Consider the following 18,292-nt stretch of genomic DNA (forward strand, 5'->3'; position numbering starts at 1 on the left):
ACAAGATATCATGCCAGGAATACCCGCAACCATACTCCTTAAAAGATAGTCAGGGATAACACATTTAGCGACAGTAATATCGTTGGCGGAGAAAAAGGGAGCCGGGCGAGGCGGTTAATTGCCTGACATTGTCGCTGTTATTGGAAATAACTGTAAACCGTTGTCGGTATAACAGGGCACGGTTATGATAACGGCAGTCGCAAAAACGCTGGAGGATGAACCATGAACCTTGACGATAAAGCGCTGTTTCTTGACGCCATGGAGGATGTCCAGCCGCTGAAACGCCATACTGATGTACACTGGCAGCCAACGCGTAATCTTAAAACGCCCCAGCGTATCGACACGCTTCAGCTTGATAATTTCCTGACGACGGGCTTTCTGGATATTCTGCCGCTGAATGAACCGCTGGAGTTTCGTCGGGAAGGATTGCAGCAGGGTGTCATCGACAAGTTACGCAGTGGGAAATATCCTCAGCAGGCCAGCCTCAATTTGTTACGCCAGCCGGTCGAAACGTGCCGAAAGATGCTGTTTCGTTTTATCCTGGAGGCGCAAAAGGAGGGGTTGCGTAATGTCCTGATCATTCATGGTAAAGGGCGAGAGGCGAAGTCGCATGCCAATATCGTCCGAAGCTATGTGGCCCGCTGGTTGACAGAGTTTGAGGATGTACAGGCTTATTGTTCGGCGCTGCCGCACCATGGCGGCGGCGGGGCATGTTATGTCGCGTTACGTAAAACGGTGCAGGCTAAACAGGATAACTGGGAGCGCCATGCGAAGCGTAGTCGGTAAATCGTTGCCGCTGGCGGGCAGGACCGCCAGCGCAAGCTCGCGCGAACCCGATTTTATGCCTGATATAACGCCTCATCCAAACGCTAAGGATTCTGCAAGAGAACGGGCGATAACGCTGTCCGCGGTAATAACACGCAGAAACAGTCATTCGCTTATTTAAGCGTCTATTAAAATATACTGGCTTTCGACTTAACTATTAAGCAGAAAATGGTGATAAGTACATCACTTGTCAATATGGATGGATGAATATCCTGGCATAGCGAATATAGGTAATTTTATCTGTTGCACTAAGGGAAATGGCGATGGTCTGGTATTGAATATGGAGAATGTCAAAGAAACGAATGGCAATAGATATCTGAAATGCTATAAAAATAAAACCTGTCTCCTATCCTGGTTGTAGGCCGTCAAAAATGTTGAGAAATATCAGCGTCAGGACATGCATTATTCTATTTATGGTATGTACGTTTCTTTTGGTGGATACTTTACAAATAGCTTTTCTGCACGATCTCCCTATTTTAATTACGTGTAATATCATTTATCTGATCTCGGCATTACTGCTTTGGTGGTATATGACCTGCTATCTGGTAGTGCCGATTAATACCGTGAAGAAAAGTATTGAAGAGGTCGCAGCAGGAAACTTGTCTATTCATATCTCCGAATTTGGCAATAATTGCGCCGGACGACTCATCCCCGGGATTAATAGCCTGTCGGAGAATATTTCCGCGCTGGTACGTGAAATCAGATCCTCTTCGCAAACGGCAATGACCCTTTCCGAACAACTGGCGGCGCGCAGTATGTCGCTATCCGTAAAGACGGAACAGCAGTCGGCCTCGTTAATTCAAACTGCCGCCAGTATGGATGAAATGGCGGCGAGTACCAAAAACAATGCGGATAATACCCGAATGGCGAGCATACAGGCGGATTGTGCAACCCAATGCGCCCGTAAAGGCGGTGAATTAATGGGGCGGGTTACAGAAAATATGCGTTCTATTACCGACTGTGCCTCGCAGATGACGGAGATTATTTCATTGATTGACGGTATCGCATTCCAGACTAATATTCTGGCGCTTAACGCGGCGGTAGAGGCTGCGCGGGCGGGCGATCATGGAAAAGGTTTCTCCGTGGTGGCCGGGGAAGTGCGTAATCTGGCGCATCGTAGCGCCGAGGCGGCAAAAAGCATCAAGGCGCTGATCGACGTTACGCATGACAATGTGCGGCAGGGGGCCGCCATAGTGCAGGAGGCTGAAAAAAATATGCAGGAGATTGTTGGCGGCTCCGGGCAATTAAACGTGCTGATGAATGAAATTTCCACCACCACGCGGGAGCAGGAAAAGGGCATTAACCAGATAACCCTGGCGTTGAGCGATCTGGAAAGCGCAACCCATAGCAATGTCTTAATGGTTGAAGCGCTATCTGCTTCTTCGGATGTTTTAAAGGCGCAGGTGATCGAGTTACAGACTAAAACCGACAAATTTCGTTTAAGCCAGCCGGGTTACAGTGAACATGCGCTGACGCGCTCTCATGTATCATCTCTTTCGACCATCACCAGGCGCGGCCAGGCCTGATAATACATGTTTGGTAAGCGCCTGTTGCTAAGGCGCTTTTTCCGCACGTTCCCGTCATTCTTTTTGCGCAATGAGAAAATGAGAGATTGCTTAACCTTTCCCGAAAGCTAGACTAACGGCATGAGAGTTGTAACGTGGAGGCTCTGTGGAAGCCATTAAGGGATCGGATGTGAACGTGCCGGATGCCGTTTTCGCATGGCTACTGGATGGTCGTGGTGGAGTAAAACCGCTCGAAGATAATGATGTGATCGATAGTCAGCATCCCTGTTGGCTACATCTTAATTATACCCACCCGGACAGCGCCCGCTGGTTGGCTTCAACGCCTTTACTCCCCAATAACGTGCGTGATGCGCTGGCTGGTGAAAGCTCGCGCCCGCGCGTAAGTCGTTTGGGGGAAGGGACGCTCATTACGCTGCGCTGTATTAATGGCAGTACTGACGAGCGCCCGGATCAATTAGTGGCAATGCGTTTATATATGGACGAGCGATTCATTGTGTCTACCCGTCAGCGAAAGGTTCTGGCGCTGGACGATGTGGTCAGTGATTTGCAGGAGGGCACCGGGCCCGTAGATTGCGGCGGCTGGTTAGTGGATGTGTGCGATGCGTTAACCGATCACGCCAGTGAATTTATTGAAGAGCTACACGATAAAATTATCGATCTGGAAGATAATCTTCTCGACCAGCAAATCCCACCGCGCGGTTTCCTCGCATTGCTACGTAAACAGCTAATTGTTATGCGTCGCTATATGGCGCCGCAGCGCGACGTCTATGCCCGGCTTGCGAGTGAACGGCTGCCGTGGATGAGCGACGATCACCGGCGCAGAATGCAGGATATCGCCGACAGGCTGGGAAGGGGGTTGGATGAAATTGACGCTTGTATCGCGCGTACTGGCATCATGGCGGATGAAATTGCCCAGGTGATGCAGGAGTCTCTGGCGCGCAGAACTTATACCATGTCGCTTATGGCGATGGTTTTTCTGCCCAGCACCTTTTTAACAGGGTTATTTGGCGTTAACCTGGGCGGTATTCCTGGCGGCGGATGGCGGTTCGGCTTTTCTCTGTTTTGTATTCTGTTAGTTGTCCTGATCGGTGGTGTTACTTTATGGTTGCATCGCAGTAAATGGTTGTAACAAAAGCGCTTTTCAGACCATTTCGTATGAAAAAACGCCGAGAAATTTGAGCGAAGTCAATAAACCATCTACCTATTCGGGGCAATATCTCTCTCGCAGGTGAATGCAACGTCAAGCGATGGGCGTTGCGCTCCATATTGTCTTACTTCCTTTTTTGAATTACTGCATAGCACAATTGATTCGTACGACGCCGACTTAGATTAGTCGGCTTTTTTTTGCCTGTAGAATATCTGCGTCTACCCTTTAAGAGTCTGAATGACATTCTGGAGGGTAATATGAGCTGTCTTTTGACCTTATTATATCTACACTCGTCCTTGTCGGACCCGATTCCCACTGACCCTGTTCCCATTCCTGAGCCGCTTCCCCGTCCTCAGCCGATGCCCGACCCGCCGCCGGACGAAGAACCGATTAAAATGTCGCATCAAACGCGCGGATCTGCGAGGATACGCGCCTGCTGACTATGAGTCGTTACCGCGAGAGTAAATTGTGACCGCTTTTTCAACCCTGAATGTTTTGCCCGCCGCCCAGCTCAATAACCTTACTGAGCTGGGCTATCTTGAGATGACGCCTGTTCAGGCCGCAGCATTACCCGTCATTCTGGCGGGAAATGATGTGCGTGTGCAGGCCAGGACCGGTAGCGGCAAAACGGCGGCGTTTGGTCTTGGGCTCTTGCATCGAATTGATGTCACTCTGTTCCAGACACAGGCATTAGTGCTGTGTCCGACGCGGGAGCTGGCGGATCAGGTTGCCGGAGAGTTACGTCGCCTGGCCCGTTTTCTGCCAAATACCAAAATTCTGACCTTGTGTGGCGGGCAACCCTTTGGCGCACAGCGCGACTCGCTTCAGCACGCTCCGCATATCATTGTCGCGACGCCGGGGCGCCTGCTGGATCATTTACAAAAAGAAACCGTATCGCTGGATGCGCTGCACATTCTGGTAATGGATGAAGCAGACCGAATGCTGGACATGGGATTCAGTGACGCCATTGATGAGGTGATCCGCTTTGCGCCTGAGACGCGCCAGACGTTATTGTTTTCAGCAACCTGGCCTGACGCCATTGCGGCGATTAGCGGTCGTGTACAGCAGCAGCCAATACGTATTGAAATCGATACGGTAGATGCGCTACCGGCTATCGAACAACAGTTCTTCGAAACGTCTGCGCATGAAAAAATTTCGCTGCTACAAACGTTGCTTAGCCAGCATCAGCCAGCGTCCTGCGTGGTGTTTTGCAATACCAAAAAAGATTGTCAGGCCGTTTGTGATGCGCTTAATGCGGTAGGACAAAGCGCGTTGGCGCTCCACGGCGATCTGGAACAACGCGACCGCGACCAGACGTTGGTGCGTTTTGCAAATGGCAGCGCGCGCATTCTGGTTGCCACCGACGTTGCCGCGCGAGGGTTAGACATTAAATCGCTCGAACTGGTGGTTAACTATGAGCTGGCCTGGGACCCGGAGGTGCATGTCCATCGTATTGGCCGTACGGCGCGCGCGGGAAGCAGCGGCCTGGCGATCAGTTTCTGCGCGCCGGAAGAGGCGCAGCGGGCGAATATTCTTTCAGAAATGCTGCAACTTAAGCTGAACTGGCTGAATGCGCCCGCCCGGCAGCCGTTACTCCCTCTGGCCGCAGAGATGGCTACCCTATGCATTGACGGCGGCAAAAAAGCGAAAATGCGTCCGGGAGATATTTTGGGCGCGCTGACCGGCGATATTGGATTAGACGGGGCGGATATTGGCAAAATTAACGTGCATCCAATGCACGTTTACGTCGCCGTACGTCAAGCAGTAGCGCAAAAAGCCTGGAAGCAGTTGCAAAACGGGAAGATCAAAGGCAAGTCATGCCGGGTACGGCTATTAAAATGATCGATAGCATGGCGTCTCAGCGGAGTGCTGAGACGCCTGCAGATTATTTCACTTCGATAACATCAAGCCGCAACGCCTCTAAGGCGGTGTCATCTTCTTCCGGCTGCCAGCCAGCGGGCTGCAAGGGAATCTCTTCACGATCGAACGCTAAATCGCCGCCGTCGACGACCTCGGAACCGTGAGTGATCCCTTTGAAATCGAACAAGTTAGTGTCACAAAGGTGAGACGGCACGACATTCTGCATGGCGCTAAACATCGTCTCGATCCGTCCAGGATAGCGCTTATCCCAGTCGCGTAGCATGTCGGCAATCACCTGGCGTTGCAGGTTGGGTTGCGAACCGCACAGATTACAAGGAATGATAGGGAAGGCTTTGGCCTCAGCAAAACGGATAATATCTTTCTCGCGGCAGTAAGCCAGCGGGCGGATCACGATATGTTTGCCGTCATCGCTCATCAGCTTCGGCGGCATCCCTTTCATTTTTCCGCCATAGAACATATTCAGAAACAGGGTTTGCAGAATATCGTCGCGATGGTGGCCCAGGGCGATTTTGGTCGCGCCCAATTCAGTCGCCGTACGATACAGGATACCCCGACGTAAACGCGAGCACAGCGAGCAGGTGGTTTTTCCTTCCGGAATCTTCTCTTTCACAATGCCGTAGGTGTTTTCTTCGACGATTTTATATTCTACGCCCAGCTGCTCAAGGTAGGCTGGCAGGATATGCTCCGGAAAACCTGGCTGCTTTTGATCGAGGTTGACGGCGACCAGTGAAAAATTGATCGGAGCGCTTTGCTGCAAATTACGTAAAATTTCCAGCATCGTATAGCTATCTTTGCCGCCAGAAAGGCAAACCATAATGCGATCGCCTTCTTCAATCATATTAAAATCGGCAATCGCTTCGCCAACGTTACGGCGCAGGCGCTTTTGCAACTTGTTCAGGTTGTATTGTTCTTTCTTTGTATTCTTTTGAATTTCTTGCATTATTTCAGTTCTCTGGTACTAAATGGGGCAAATTGGGGGCAAACTTTGCAACTACGATAACCGCACATTCAACATCGCTACTTGTTCGTCGTTCATGTCATCAATCTACATACCGTAAATTTCATACACCATCTGTGCAGTTTCATGCCCCATTTGGCTGGCGATAAATGCCGGGTTCGCTCCTGCCGTCAACAGCCAGCAGGCAAAAGTATGTCGCGTATGGTACGGATTACGGCGACGAATGCCAGCACGTTTTTATGGCAAGATACGCAATGGTTCAAAAGCGTCTTTATTCTGTCATCCGTATTACTTAAGATATCATCACGACCCGAAAAATATTGGAACGAAGAGATGTATGACTAAAGAAGCTGTAATCTTTCTATTTATCGCCATCGTGGTAGAAGTTATCGCCACGATCTCATTAAAATTATCAGATAGTTTTACGCGTCTGGTACCGAGCCTCGTTACTATCATCGGATATTGTATTGCGTTCTGGTGTCTTACCATCCCAATGCGAACCATCCCTGCGGGTATCATTTATGCTATTTGGTCTGGGGTAGGGATTGTTCTTATTGGATTGATAGGATGGTTATTTCTCGGCCAAAAACTGGATATGCCGGCTATTATTGGCATGTTGCTTATCATCTGCGGCGTAATCGTAATCAATCTGTTTTCAAAAAGTGTCAGTCACTAGGCGATGATGATTGATTTGAGCCCGCACTCTCTTATGCGGGCTCGGGTATTTAGCGTACCACCAGTACGGAGCATTCCGCATGACGCACAACGGCTGCGGCGTTGGAACCCAACAGATAGGTAGTAATATCCGGGCGATGCGAGGCGATAATCACCATATCGGCCGGTAATTTTTTTGCCATTTCCAGAATCTTATCTTTAGGAGAGCCTTCTGCAACGTGAGCCTGCACGCGGTCCGCAGGAAGGTTGAATTTCTTGATAATCGCTTCCAGTTGAGATTTGGCTTCGGCTTTCAAATCGTCCATTGCGGGAAGCTCTGCTGAATAAGCCAGTCCCAGTGAAGCGTAATAGGGCAAAGACGGGATTACAGTCAAAAAGTGCACTTTAGCGTCGTCAATCTTTGCTTCAGCTTCAACATGCGAAATCACGCGTTGAGTTAATTCTGAATCTGAAATATCGATGGGTACAAGAATCGTTCTGTTCATAAAACCTCCTGTTTAAGTATCCACTGAAATTCTACTCCCTAAAGGCACTTTATGTACAATGACATACGTCACATTTTAGGTGCTGCTCCACGATACTCTGCGGGGACTACCAACAGGGGAGGACGGCGTAATATTAAGCGCATTCCCCGTAAATAATCAGCGAGTTGACGTTAAAACGTTATTTATGCCTTGTCAGGAAAGACCTAAAAAGAGATGTTACCGTTTAATTCAATAATTAATGAAATAATTCGCAGTGAAATAGATATAATTTATACGAATGCTTTTGGGGGTATTATACGAAATAAAAATTATACAATATCATTCGGTTACGATATTCTACGCCTGTTATATGCCTTTATTGTCACATATTCATTTTGTCGCTGGGCCATTGCGTTAACCTTTGCTTTCCAGCGTATAAATTGACAAGCCCGAACGGATGTTCGGGCTTTTTTTGTTTCCAGGTTAATCCTTAGAATATTTTTTAATCTGCGCCGGGTTTTTCCGCTTTTCCTGCCAGCAAGGCAAGAAAGTCATAGCGTTTTTGCAAATCCAATGCGGCATCTTGCCATAATTGTTCAGCTACTTCAGGCTGTTGCGCATTCAGGCGACGGAAACGCTGTTCATTAAGCAACGTTTCCGCCAGGGCATCTGACGGTGGTCGAGAGTCCAGAGCCAGCGGCGGCTTGCCTTCATCCGCACGGCGGGGATCAAAGCGGTATAACGGCCAGAAACCGGTCGCCGTTAACTGACGCATCTGGTCATGGCTTAGCGCCAGATCGTAACCATGTTCCTCACAGGGGCTATAGGCAATGATCAGCGACGGTCCTGGCCAGGCTTCGGCTTCCTGGATGGCTTTCACCGTCTGGTTTAACTGCGCGCCCAGCGAAATTTGCGCGACATAAACATGACCATACATCATCATGCTGACGCCAAGATCTTTACGGGCTTTACGCTTGCCATGTTCGCCAAATTTAGTGACGGCGCCAAGCGGCGTCGCCTTCGACGCCTGGCCGCCAGTATTGGAATAACACTGCGTATCCAGAACCAGAATATTGACATTCTCCGTCAGGCTTAACACATGGTCTAAACCGCCAAAGCCGATGTCGTATGCCCAACCATCGCCGCCAATCAGCCAGATTGATTTTTCTACCAGCGCATCAGCATCCTTTAACAGTTCCTCTGCGCCCGCAACCGATTTCAGATGTTGGCGTAATGCGGCGACCTGTTCACGCCGAACGTCAGGCGTTGCTTCGGTATGCAGAGCATCGTTTAATTCCGCCGGAATGCGATCGGCGAATTGCGCCAGTAAACGCATGACGCGCGCCCGGTGCTGATCCACGCTCAGACGGAAACCGAGGCCAAATTCCGCGTTATCTTCAAATAACGAATTCGCCCATGCCGGGCCGCGTCCGTTGGCATCGGTGGTATAAGGCGTTGAGGGTAAGTTACCGCCGTAAATAGAGGAACACCCCGTGGCGTTAGCGATTAACATTCTGTCGCCATATAACTGAGTCAGCAGTTTAATATACGGCGTTTCACCGCAGCCGGAACAGGCGCCGGAATATTCAAACAGCGGCGTAATGAGCTGCGATGTGCGGATATCAATTCGTTCCAGTTTGCTGCGATCGATTTCCGGTAAGTCGAGGAAAAAGTCATAATTCACTTTCTCTTCTTCCACATGCTCAAGGCGCGACATCATGTTAATCGCCTTGATCTGTGGATTTTGCCGATCTTTAGCCGGGCAGACCTCTACGCATAAATTACAGCCAGTACAGTCTTCCGGCGCGACCTGCAGCACATATTTCTGGCCGCGCATATCGCGGGACTTCACGTCCAGCGAATGCAGACTGGCTGGCGCGTTCTCCATCGCCTGCGGGGAAACGACTTTCGCACGAATTGCCGAGTGAGGGCAGGCGGCGACGCAGTGATTACATTGTGTACACAGTTCCTCTTTCCAGACAGGAATCTCTTCGGCGATATTGCGCTTTTCCCAGCGGGTGGTGCCCATCGGCCATGTTCCGTCCGGCGGCAGGGCGGAAACAGGCAGTGCGTCGCCGAGGCCCGCCAACATGGCGGCGGTAACGGTTTTCACGAAATCCGGCGCGGCGTCGGAGACGACCGGCGGGCGATGCGCGCTGTGCGGATTAACCGCCTGCAACGGCACTTCCGCCAGCGATGCCTGCGCCAGCGCCAATGCCTGCCAGTTACGCTCAACCAGATCCTGACCCTTGCTGCTATAGCTTTTGGCAATCGCGCCCTGCAGCTCAACCAGGGCGCTATCGCCCGGAAGAATATGCGTCAGGTGGAAGAAAGCCATTTGCATGACGGTATTGATGCGGGCGCCAAGTCCACATTCGCGGGCGATTTTCGCCGCGTTAACCACGTAAAAACGCGCCTTTTTCTGATTCAACACCGCCTGAACTTCTTGCGGCAGACGCGACCAGACCTCGTCGGCGCTGTACGGCGTATTAAGCAGAAAGATTCCGCCTGGCTTCAGACGTTCCGCCATCTGATATTTATCGATAAACTGTAATTGATGGCAGCCGACAAAATCCGCCTGAGCAATTAAGTAAGCGGAACGAATGGGTTTTTCGCTGACGCGCAGGTGCGATACCGTGAGCCCGCCAGCTTTTTTAGAGTCATAAACGAAATAACCTTGCGCATACCACGGCGTAGAATTACCGATAATTTTAATATTATTTTTCGTGGCGGATACGCTGCCGTCGCTTCCCAGACCGTAAAATAACGCTTCAAGTTTAGCGCTGCCGGGCAGGGTATTTTCCGGTAATGGCAGCGAGAGATTAGTGACGTCATCATAAATGCCCACCGTAAACCGTGGTTTGGGTTTCGCGCGGCTGAGTTCATTAAAGACCGCCAGTACGCACGCCGGGCCGAACTCTTTGGATGATAGCCCATAACGGCCGCCAATGGTGCGCGGTAATGTTTCGCGCTCGCCATTATTAAAGGCCTCCGCCAGTGCGGTCATCACGTCCAGATAAAGTGGCTCGGCCTGCGCGCCAGGCTCTTTGGTGCGATCGAGCACGGCGATAGCGCGAACGGTTTCCGGTAATGCCTGTAACAAATGTTTGGCGGAGAAGGGGCGGAACAGACGGACTTTCAGAACGCCGACCTTTTCTCCGCGTATCAGTAGCTCGTCCACGACCTCTTCGCAAGTGCCGAGGGCGGAGCCCATCATAATGATGACCCGTTCAGCCTGGGGATGGCCATAATATTCAAATGGCTGGTACTGACGGCCTGTAGCATCGCCAAATGCCTTCATCGCCTCTTCAACATGATCATAAACGGCGTTGTACCACGGGTTGGTCGCTTCGCGAGACTGGAAGTAGGTATCCGGATTCGCTGAAGTTCCACGAATCACCGGATGTTCCGGATTCAGCGCGCGGGCGCGGTGAGCGTCGATCTCCGCCTGCGGCATCAGGTTCAGAATGGTTTCATCCGTTAGCGGTATAATTTTGTTGATTTCATGCGATGTACGGAAGCCATCAAAAAAATGAATAAACGGAATGCGGCTTTTCAGCGTAGCCCTGTGCGCGATCAGCGCAAAATCCTGCGCTTCCTGAACGCTGGCGGCGCATAACATCGCGCAGCCTGTCTGGCGGACCGCCATCACATCGGAATGGTCGCCAAAAATAGAAAGCGCGTGTGTGGCGACGGTACGTGCGGCAACGTGCAGTACAAACGGCGTGAGTTGCCCCGCCAGTTTATACAGCGTTGGAATCATCAGCAGCAGCCCCTGCGATGATGTAAATGACGTAGAAAGCGAACCGGTTTGTAACGCACCGTGAACGGCGGCGATCGCGCCGCCTTCCGACTGCATCTCTACCACACGCGGCGTATCGCCCCAGACATTTTTAAGCCCATTACCGGCCCAGGCATCCGCTTGTTCAGCCATTGTTGAACTGGGCGTAATCGGGTAAATGGCGATAACCTCGCTGGTACGGAACGCCACCGACGCTACTGCGCCATTACCGTCAATTGTTTGCATATGACACCCTTACATTGCGCAAAAAAGAGGGACACGCATAATCGTGAGCGCATCCTGTAGTTATCCTTTTATTTTAGCAAAGCCCTTCAAGCCCCATTTTCGCTTTTGTGTCCCTGGCGGGAGGAGAATGGCGATTTCTTGCCGGAAAGACGTAAAAAATTGCCAATAAATGTTAATGAAGCGCATAAATGCGCGCTTTGCCTCTCGACGCGTCAGTTTCTGCTGCCTATTATTTAGGGCGGTGTCGTTTGGATGAATAAACAGAGGGGAGAGAAATGCGCGCAGCGTTTTGGGTGGGGGGAGCCGCGTTATTATTGTCGGCTTGCAGTAGCGAACCTGTTCAGCAGGCAACCGCGGCGCATGTTTCGCCAGGGATGAAAGCGGCGATGTCCAGCGCCGGCGAAGCGAATTGCGCTATGATTGGCGGTTCGCTTTCAGCGGCCCGACAGCTTGATGGTTCAGTAATTGGTATGTGCGCGCTACCCAACGGCAAACGTTGTAGTGAACAGTCGCTTGCCGCCGGAAGCTGCGGGAGTTATTAAGCGCGGCGTTTCGCCTGACGCGTATAACTTTTCACTTAATGGCTTAGTGCGCTAAATCCGCCAGTTTATACATTAGCGTTGTTTCTGCCGTCGCCAGCGTTAATTGGTTCGCGGTTAAATCGACCTGTGCGCCTTTGCTGAAGAGCTCGCTGAGGGTACCGTCCAGCGCATTAAGCTGCGGATCGGCGCACATCATTCGGGTCATCGCTAAATTTTTCACTTTTAATTCGCCGTCCGACAGTTTTCCTTCGCCGGTGAATTGATTGCACATTTTGCCAGATACCGTCATGTCCTCGCCAAAGCTGAGCTCCGGGCCGGTGACCGTTTTACCGTTTACGCTTTCCAGAACAAAGCGGTGGTGCTCCAGTTGCTCGCGTTTGACGGACACTTTTCCACTGCTCACGCACCCTGTGATTATGATGCTCAGGGCGACCAGCGTGACGATTTTCTTCATTGATATTCTCTGTAATCTGATAGTTAACACTGACTATAGTAATAATATGACCGGATAGATCTTCAGGGGTTATCCGAAAATGCTCCCCTGAGCGCAGGGGAGCGACAGGATTAGAACAGCGCGTTCGGGCAGGCTTCGCCCTTCTCAAGCTGGCTTAAGTTTTGTAACGTGGTTTCAGAGATGCTGATCAGCGCTTCTGCGGTCAGGAATGCCTGGTGCCCCGTAAACAGTACGTTATGGCAGGCCGACAGACGGCGGAAAACATCATCCTGGATAACATCGTTTGACTTATCTTCAAAGAACAGGTCGCGTTCGTTTTCATACACATCCATCCCCAGCGAGCCGATTTTCTGATTCTTCAGAGCTTCGATAGCCGCCTGGGAATCAATCAGCGCGCCACGACTGGTATTAATGACCATAACGCCATTTTTCATTTGATCGAATGCCGCATGGTTCAGTAAATGGTAGTTTTCCGGCGTGAGCGGGCAGTGCAGGGAAATGACATCCGATTCGGCAAACAACGTTTGCAGATCCACATACTCGACGCCGAGGTCAAGCGCGGCGGTGCTGGGATAGGGATCAAACGCCAGTAAACGCATTCCGAAGCCTTTCAGGATACGCAGCGCGGCGACGCCGATTTTACCGGTACCAATGACGCCAGCGGTTTTTCCGTGCATGGTAAAGCCGGTCAGCCCCTCAAGGGAAAAGTTAGCGTCGCGGGTGCGTTGATAAGCGCGGTGAATACGGCGGTTCAATGTCATCATCATGCCAATCGCATGTTCAGCGACGGCTTCCGGAGAATAAGCCGGTACGCGCACCACCTGCAAACCGAGTTCTTTAGCGGCATCCAGGTCGACATTATTAAATCCGGCGCAACGCAGCGCGATGTATTTCACGCCGTGTTTTTTCAGCTCTTCCAGTACCGGTCGGCTCCCGTCGTCATTCACGAAGATACAAACTGCTTCACATCCATTGGCGGTTTTCGCCGTTTTCTCGGTTAGCAGAAAATCAAAAAACTCCAGTTCAAAACCGAACGCTTCGTTCACTTGCTGTAGATATTTCTTGTCATACTGTTTGGTACTATAGACGGCGAGTTTCATATGACCTTCTCCAGTGATGTTAGAATCACACAAATATACTTAAAATTATCTTACAAAAAATCAAAAATAATTGATAGTCATACATATAATGAATAATTTTAGGTTATCATTCTCCACAACGCCTCAAATAGCCGGAGGGCGCCCCTGCAACATGAACTATTAGGCTATGTACGGGCAATCATGCCAAAATAAAGAGATAGCCGACTGAATTTTTCGTTAAATCAGGAAATTAATGGCCCATGAAGGGTAAATATAAAGCCGCCCTTGCGCTACTGTTACTGCTGATTCTTGTCCCTCTGACGCTACTGATGACCCTCGGGCTGTGGGTTCCCACTCTGGCGGGAATTTGGCTACCCGTCGGTACCCGTATCGCTCTGGAACAAAGTCCACGCCTGACACGTCATGGGTTAGTGATTCCCGATCTTCGCTATCTGGTCAATGATTGTTCGTTAGCGCATATTACCCAGGCGGAACTGACGCATCCCAGCCGTTGGTTGCTGAATATTAAAAGCCTCAAACTGGATGCCGCATGCCTGGCGAAACTGCCCGCTACGGAAGCTTCTCCCGCCGCGCCGCGTACGCTGGCGCAGTGGCAGTCAATGCTGCCCAATACCTGGATTAACATTGATAATGTCATTCTCGCGCCCTGGCCGGAATGGCAGGGCAAGCTGGCGATCTCCATGACGCCGCTCATTCAGCAGATACGTTATCAGGGCGAAAAAGTAAAATTTCAAGGGCAGTTACGCGGTCAGGCATTGACGGTGAGCCAACTGGAGATCGCCGCGCTGGCCAACCAGCCTCCCGTTAGCCTGGCGGGGGAGTTTATGTTGCCCCTGGTACCGGATGGCCTGCCGGTCAGCGGTCATGCGGCAGCGACCTTGCGTCTGCCGCAGGAACCGTCGCTGGTGGATGCGGAACTGGAGTGGCGTGATAACGCCGGACAGCTCATCGTGATGGCGCGAGGTAATCCTGACCCGATTCTCGATCTCCCCTGGGCGGTAACGCGTCAGCGGCTTACCATCAGCGATGGCCGCTGGAACTGGCCATATCAGGGATTCCCCTTGAGCGGACGTCTGGCTTTTAATATCGATAACTGGCAAGCCGGGCCGGATAATGCACGAGTCAGCGGACGCCTGAATATTCTGACCCAGGGCGATGCCGGTAAAGCGAACGCTGTACTGACTATCGGCCCGGGAAAACTCAGCATGGATAGCAGTGAGATGCCTCTACAGCTTACCGGCGAGGCTAAACAGAAGGATTTAATCTTTTATGCCGTATTGCCCGCTATGTTCCGCGGCAGTCTGGCCGATCCGCAGCTCACCTTTGCACCTGGCGCATTGCTACGCTCGCGCGGACGGGTGATTGATGCGTTAGATATTGATGAAATTCGTTGGCCGCTGGCGGGCGTTAAGGTGACGCCGCGCGGCGTTGATGGTCGATTACAGGCTATTTTACGGGCGCACGAAAATGAGATGGGCGATTTCGTTCTTCATCTTGATGGCCTGGCGAATGATTTTCTCCCTGATGCTGGTCGCTGGCGTTGGCGCTATTGGGGGCAAGGAAGCTTTACACCAATGCGCGCCCGCTGGGATATTGCCGGACAGGGCGAATGGCATGATAACACCATCAGGTTGACCAGTTTGTCCACCGGCTTTGATCAGTTGCACTATGGCGCAATGACCGTCACATCGCCAAGACTGGCGCTGAATAAACCTATTGTCTGGGTTCGCGACGCCACAACGCCGTCGCTACAGGGCGCGCTGTCTCTGGAGGCGGGAAAAACCGTATTTACCAGCGGGAGCGTGCTGCCGCCTTCTACCATTAATTTTAGCGTTGAAGGGCGCGAGCCAACCCTGTTCCAGTTTAAAGGCGACCTTCGGGCGGGGGCGATAGGGCCGGTACGGCTGAATGGGCGCTGGGATGGCGAACGCCTTCGCGGACAGGCCTGGTGGCCGAAGCAGTCGCTTATCGTTTTCCAGCCGTTGCTTCCACCAGACTGGAAAATGACGCTGCGCGAAGGCTCACTGTATGCGCAGGTGGCTTTTTCCGCCGCACAGGGGCAGGGGTTTGAAGCAGGTGGACACGGCGTGTTAAAAGGCGGTAGCGCCTGGATGCCGGATAACAAAATCAACGGCGTCGATTTCATTCTGCCATTTCGCTTCCACAACGGCGCGTGGCAATTGGGGACGCGCGGGCCCGTCTCGCTGCGTATTGCCGGGATAGTCAACCAGGTCACGGCGAAAAATATCACTGCTGATTTACAGGGCGGTTATCCCTGGAGCGAGTCGAATCCATTACTGCTAAGCGATGTCAGCGTAGACGTGCTGGGCGGTCAAATCATTATGAAACAGTTGCGAATGCCGCAGCACGACCCGGCGCTTTTGCGGGTGCAAAATATTTCATCCAGCGAATTGATTAGCGCCATAAATCCAAAGCAATTCGCCATGTCTGGTCCGGTTAGCGGCGCGCTGCCGCTGTGGCTGAACAATGAAAAATGGATAATCAAAGATGGCTGGCTTACGAATCCCGGGCCAATGACGTTGCGCATCGATAAAGATACTGCGGATGCGGTGGTGAAGGATAATGTCACGGCAGGCTCGGCGATCAACTGGTTACGTTATATGGAGATTACGCATTCGTGGACGAAAATTAACGTTGATAACCTGGGCGTACTAACGATGCAGGCGGCCATTACCGGCAAAAGCCGGGTAGATGGTAAAACCGCGATCGTTAACTTGAACTATACCCATGAAGAAAATGTGTTTACGCTGTGGCGCAGTTTGCGTTTTGGCGACAATTTACAGGCATGGCTTGAACAAAATACAGCGTTGCCGCAACCTCCTTGCCGGAAAGACAAGGACTGTGAGGATAAATAATGAAAATGAGTATTGCCATGCTGTCAGCGCTTGCGCCATTTATCGTGGTGGGCTGCACGCCACGTATTGAAGTCGCCGCGCCGGAACAGCCGATTACCATCAACATGAATGTAAAGATCGAGCATGAAATACATATCAAAGTCGATAAAGATGTTGAAGAACTCCTGAAATCACGCAGCGATCTATTCTGAGGCCATAATGAAAAAGTATTTAATGCTATGGGTGCTGACGCTGAGCTTGCTCACACCTTCTGTGTGGGCCTTAACCCTGGACGAAGCGCGCACGCAGGGCCGGGTTGGGGAAACGCTGAATGGCTATCTGGTGGCCTTAAAGAATGATGCCGAAACCCAGAAACTGGTGCTTGATATTAATCATGCCCGTCGCGCCAGTTATCAGCAGTTAGCGGATAGCAATCATCTTCCCGTGGATGAGGTGGCGAAGATGGCAGGGCAAAAACTGGTTGAGCGCGCCAGGCCGGGAGAATATGTCCAGGGAATTAATGGCAAATGGATGCGTAAATAACCGCTTTTCGACAATTTTTTTACCGCAAAATGCATTTTTATATGGGTAATTTCTGAATATGAAGGTCGTATTTATATTAGGCGAACCGGAAACGCCATTTCTATACTGTTGACTGGTATCACTATTCGCGAGAGTAACCAGGTATGACGTCTGAAAAATTATCTGCTGCCTGCCATTGTGGCAGCGTCGTGTTTACCGTTCAACTTAGCGATGGCTTTCATACCGCCAGGCGCTGCAACTGTTCGTTTTGCCGGATGCGCGGAGCGGTGGCAGTGTCTGCGCCGCTATCGGGTATTAAAGTGCTAAAAGGGCAGGATAAGCTTACCGAATATCGCTTCAATACGGGCAAGGCGGTGCATTTTTTCTGTTCGGTATGCGGGATATATACTTTTCATCAACGTCGATCCAATCCCGATCAATATGGGGTCAATGTGGCGTGCATCGAAAATGTGTCGCCTTTTGATTTCGCCTGCGTTGAAGTCAATGATGGGGTAACGCATCCCAGCGATGGCGGCAGTAGCGGCGTGGTAGGATATTTGCGCTACGAACCTAAGAAGTCACCTCCCGTCGAAACGGGAGGCAAAAATATTTAAGCGGCCACTACGCTGTCAATCGCGGCTTTTGCATCGGCCTGAGCTTTAGCCGCCACTTCCGGCCCGTAGGCGATGCCTTCGGCAAAAACAAAATTCACGTCGGTAATACCGATAAAACCAAGGAACACTTTCAGGTAAGGCGCAATCAAATCCGTCGGGGTGTCTTTATGGATACCGCCGCGACTGGAGAGAACCACCGCGCGTTTACCGGTTACCAGACCTTCCGGGCCTTTTTCGGTATAGCGGAAAGTGATACCGGCGCGGGCAATCAGATCAAAATAGTTTTTCAGCTGCGTCGGAATATTGAAATTGTACATCGGTGCCGCAATAACGATGACGTCGTGGGCTTTCAGTTCAGCAATGAGCTCATCAGACAGCGCCAGAGCGTCCTGTTGACGTGGCGTTAAAGGCGCATCGCCCGGACGCATCGCGCCCACCAGCTCGCCATCCAGCACCGGAATAGGGTTGGCCGCCAGATCGCGGACAGTAATTTCATCTGCGACGTGTTTTTCGCGCCATTGTTCAATAAAATAGTCAGTCAACTGACCAGACTGAGAGTACCCTGCCAGAATACTGGATTTAAGAACTAATACCTTGCTCATGGGTGTTTCCTTTTATGTGTTTGAAGGGGCGTGCCCCGTTGCTTGTTGACACTTTATTCACAAATATGTCGCAGGGATAGCGCAATATATCGAACCCTTT

General features: G+C 51.3%; 18 protein-coding genes and 1 pseudogene. 11 read left to right on the forward strand and 8 right to left on the reverse strand.

Annotated elements, in window-relative coordinates; translation table 11 throughout:
* The first annotated feature begins 222 nt into the window (after window positions 1-222).
* The 4 genes from smrA to dbpA all read left to right on the forward strand — a co-directional run bounded on the left by smrA (window position 223) and on the right by dbpA (window position 5,340).
* A complete protein-coding gene (gene smrA / locus ACLJRH_RS03495) occupies window positions 223-786 on the forward strand; it encodes a DNA endonuclease SmrA (protein WP_001046799.1) in 564 nt (187 codons plus the stop codon).
* Window positions 787-1,196: 410 nt separating this feature from the next.
* Complete coding sequence (locus ACLJRH_RS03500; protein WP_000945613.1) at window positions 1,197-2,351, forward strand: methyl-accepting chemotaxis protein; 1,155 nt, start codon at window positions 1,197-1,199, stop codon at window positions 2,349-2,351.
* 145 nt (window positions 2,352-2,496) lie between these two features.
* Entirely contained in the window at window positions 2,497-3,480 is a 984-nt protein-coding gene (gene zntB / locus ACLJRH_RS03505) for a zinc transporter ZntB (RefSeq protein WP_000387370.1), read from the forward strand.
* A gap of 486 nt (window positions 3,481-3,966) precedes the next feature.
* Window positions 3,967-5,340 carry an ATP-dependent RNA helicase DbpA gene (gene dbpA / locus ACLJRH_RS03510; RefSeq protein WP_000123693.1) on the forward strand — a complete coding sequence of 458 codons (1,374 nt, stop codon included), beginning with the start codon at window positions 3,967-3,969 and terminating at the stop codon, window positions 5,338-5,340.
* A 43-nt stretch (window positions 5,341-5,383) separates the two neighbouring features.
* Here the strand turns inward: dbpA and ttcA are convergent, their stop codons facing one another.
* Together ttcA and ACLJRH_RS03520 are read right to left on the reverse strand one after the other, a co-directional pair.
* Window positions 5,384-6,319 (reverse strand): tRNA 2-thiocytidine(32) synthetase TtcA, encoded by a 936-nt coding sequence (gene ttcA, locus ACLJRH_RS03515; protein WP_001156208.1) that lies wholly within the window; start codon window positions 6,317-6,319, stop codon window positions 5,384-5,386.
* A gap of 105 nt (window positions 6,320-6,424) precedes the next feature.
* A pseudogene (locus tag ACLJRH_RS03520) lies at window positions 6,425-6,574 on the reverse strand (tyrosine-type recombinase/integrase); the annotation flags it as partial.
* On the opposite strand from ACLJRH_RS03520, the gene ACLJRH_RS03525 reads away from it, so the two are divergent.
* Window positions 6,530-6,682 (forward strand): hypothetical protein, encoded by a 153-nt coding sequence (locus ACLJRH_RS03525; RefSeq protein ID WP_000089155.1) that lies wholly within the window; start codon window positions 6,530-6,532, stop codon window positions 6,680-6,682. The pseudogene ACLJRH_RS03520 and the gene ACLJRH_RS03525 sit on opposite strands and share 45 nt — an antisense overlap.
* Complete coding sequence (locus ACLJRH_RS03530; protein ID WP_000159240.1) at window positions 6,675-7,013, forward strand: SMR family transporter; 339 nt, start codon at window positions 6,675-6,677, stop codon at window positions 7,011-7,013. Before ACLJRH_RS03525 ends, ACLJRH_RS03530 begins: the two co-directional genes overlap by 8 nt.
* Window positions 7,014-7,062: 49 nt before the next feature.
* Here ACLJRH_RS03530 and uspF read toward each other — a convergent pair whose 3' ends face one another.
* From uspF to ACLJRH_RS03545, 3 genes are all read right to left on the reverse strand, one after another.
* The gene (uspF, locus tag ACLJRH_RS03535) at window positions 7,063-7,497 is read right to left on the reverse strand and encodes a universal stress protein UspF (RefSeq protein ID WP_001082296.1); all 435 of its coding nucleotides are present in this window, start codon (window positions 7,495-7,497) and stop codon (window positions 7,063-7,065) included.
* Between the two features lie 481 nt (window positions 7,498-7,978).
* Window positions 7,979-11,503: a pyruvate:ferredoxin (flavodoxin) oxidoreductase gene (gene nifJ, locus ACLJRH_RS03540; RefSeq protein ID WP_023223283.1), complete on the reverse strand. Its 3,525-nt coding sequence runs from the start codon at window positions 11,501-11,503 to the stop codon at window positions 7,979-7,981.
* Between the two features lie 60 nt (window positions 11,504-11,563).
* Entirely contained in the window at window positions 11,564-11,875 is a 312-nt protein-coding gene (locus ACLJRH_RS03545) for a hypothetical protein (protein ID WP_031604532.1), read from the reverse strand.
* Between ACLJRH_RS03545 and ACLJRH_RS03550 the strand changes: the two genes are divergently transcribed.
* The gene (locus tag ACLJRH_RS03550) at window positions 11,779-12,045 is read left to right on the forward strand and encodes a DUF333 domain-containing protein (RefSeq protein ID WP_001200684.1); all 267 of its coding nucleotides are present in this window, start codon (window positions 11,779-11,781) and stop codon (window positions 12,043-12,045) included. The genes ACLJRH_RS03545 and ACLJRH_RS03550 overlap by 97 nt on opposite strands.
* Before the next feature lie 43 nt (window positions 12,046-12,088).
* Here the strand turns inward: ACLJRH_RS03550 and hslJ are convergent, their stop codons facing one another.
* Window positions 12,089-12,499: a heat shock protein HslJ gene (hslJ, locus tag ACLJRH_RS03555; RefSeq protein WP_000725238.1), complete on the reverse strand. Its 411-nt coding sequence runs from the start codon at window positions 12,497-12,499 to the stop codon at window positions 12,089-12,091.
* 110 nt (window positions 12,500-12,609) lie between these two features.
* The gene (ldhA, locus tag ACLJRH_RS03560) at window positions 12,610-13,599 is read right to left on the reverse strand and encodes a D-lactate dehydrogenase (RefSeq protein WP_000762206.1); all 990 of its coding nucleotides are present in this window, start codon (window positions 13,597-13,599) and stop codon (window positions 12,610-12,612) included.
* A gap of 239 nt (window positions 13,600-13,838) precedes the next feature.
* Here ldhA and ACLJRH_RS03565 point away from each other — a divergent pair, with 239 nt between their 5' ends.
* The 4 genes from ACLJRH_RS03565 (at window position 13,839) to ACLJRH_RS03580 (ending at window position 17,590) form a co-directional block, all read left to right on the forward strand.
* Window positions 13,839-16,475: a YdbH family protein gene (locus ACLJRH_RS03565; RefSeq protein WP_023136364.1), complete on the forward strand. Its 2,637-nt coding sequence runs from the start codon at window positions 13,839-13,841 to the stop codon at window positions 16,473-16,475.
* On the forward strand, window positions 16,475-16,666 hold the full coding sequence (locus ACLJRH_RS03570) for a YnbE family lipoprotein (protein WP_023891972.1): 192 nt from the start codon (window positions 16,475-16,477) through the stop codon (window positions 16,664-16,666). Before ACLJRH_RS03565 ends, ACLJRH_RS03570 begins: the two co-directional genes overlap by 1 nt.
* 7 nt (window positions 16,667-16,673) lie before the next feature.
* Window positions 16,674-16,997, forward strand: a complete 324-nt coding sequence (locus ACLJRH_RS03575; protein WP_000760414.1) for a YdbL family protein — start codon at window positions 16,674-16,676, stop codon at window positions 16,995-16,997.
* A gap of 143 nt (window positions 16,998-17,140) precedes the next feature.
* Window positions 17,141-17,590: a GFA family protein gene (locus ACLJRH_RS03580; protein ID WP_001518898.1), complete on the forward strand. Its 450-nt coding sequence runs from the start codon at window positions 17,141-17,143 to the stop codon at window positions 17,588-17,590.
* Here ACLJRH_RS03580 and azoR read toward each other — a convergent pair.
* Window positions 17,587-18,192, reverse strand: coding sequence for an FMN-dependent NADH-azoreductase (gene azoR, locus ACLJRH_RS03585; RefSeq protein ID WP_023136362.1), 606 nt, complete (start codon window positions 18,190-18,192; stop codon window positions 17,587-17,589). The genes ACLJRH_RS03580 and azoR overlap by 4 nt on opposite strands.
* Between the last annotated feature and the right edge of the window lie 100 nt (window positions 18,193-18,292).

Origin of the sequence: Salmonella sp. SAL04162, from assembly GCF_046551535.1 — a bacterium.
Classification (GTDB): domain Bacteria; phylum Pseudomonadota; class Gammaproteobacteria; order Enterobacterales; family Enterobacteriaceae; genus Salmonella; species Salmonella enterica.

Coding starts and splice junctions, on each gene's coding strand:
- smrA (WP_001046799.1), top strand. CDS start 223: ATGAACCTTGACGATAAAGCGCTGTTTCTTGACGCCATGGAGGATGTC.
- ACLJRH_RS03500 (WP_000945613.1), top strand. CDS start 1,197: ATGTTGAGAAATATCAGCGTCAGGACATGCATTATTCTATTTATGGTA.
- ttcA (WP_001156208.1), bottom strand. CDS start 6,319: ATGCAAGAAATTCAAAAGAATACAAAGAAAGAACAATACAACCTGAAC.
- ACLJRH_RS03525 (WP_000089155.1), top strand. CDS start 6,530: ATGTCGCGTATGGTACGGATTACGGCGACGAATGCCAGCACGTTTTTA.
- ACLJRH_RS03530 (WP_000159240.1), top strand. CDS start 6,675: ATGACTAAAGAAGCTGTAATCTTTCTATTTATCGCCATCGTGGTAGAA.
- uspF (WP_001082296.1), bottom strand. CDS start 7,497: ATGAACAGAACGATTCTTGTACCCATCGATATTTCAGATTCAGAATTA.
- nifJ (WP_023223283.1), bottom strand. CDS start 11,503: ATGCAAACAATTGACGGTAATGGCGCAGTAGCGTCGGTGGCGTTCCGT.
- ACLJRH_RS03550 (WP_001200684.1), top strand. CDS start 11,779: ATGCGCGCAGCGTTTTGGGTGGGGGGAGCCGCGTTATTATTGTCGGCT.
- hslJ (WP_000725238.1), bottom strand. CDS start 12,499: ATGAAGAAAATCGTCACGCTGGTCGCCCTGAGCATCATAATCACAGGG.
- ldhA (WP_000762206.1), bottom strand. CDS start 13,599: ATGAAACTCGCCGTCTATAGTACCAAACAGTATGACAAGAAATATCTA.
- ACLJRH_RS03565 (WP_023136364.1), top strand. CDS start 13,839: ATGAAGGGTAAATATAAAGCCGCCCTTGCGCTACTGTTACTGCTGATT.
- ACLJRH_RS03570 (WP_023891972.1), top strand. CDS start 16,475: ATGAAAATGAGTATTGCCATGCTGTCAGCGCTTGCGCCATTTATCGTG.
- ACLJRH_RS03575 (WP_000760414.1), top strand. CDS start 16,674: ATGAAAAAGTATTTAATGCTATGGGTGCTGACGCTGAGCTTGCTCACA.
- ACLJRH_RS03580 (WP_001518898.1), top strand. CDS start 17,141: ATGACGTCTGAAAAATTATCTGCTGCCTGCCATTGTGGCAGCGTCGTG.
- azoR (WP_023136362.1), bottom strand. CDS start 18,192: ATGAGCAAGGTATTAGTTCTTAAATCCAGTATTCTGGCAGGGTACTCT.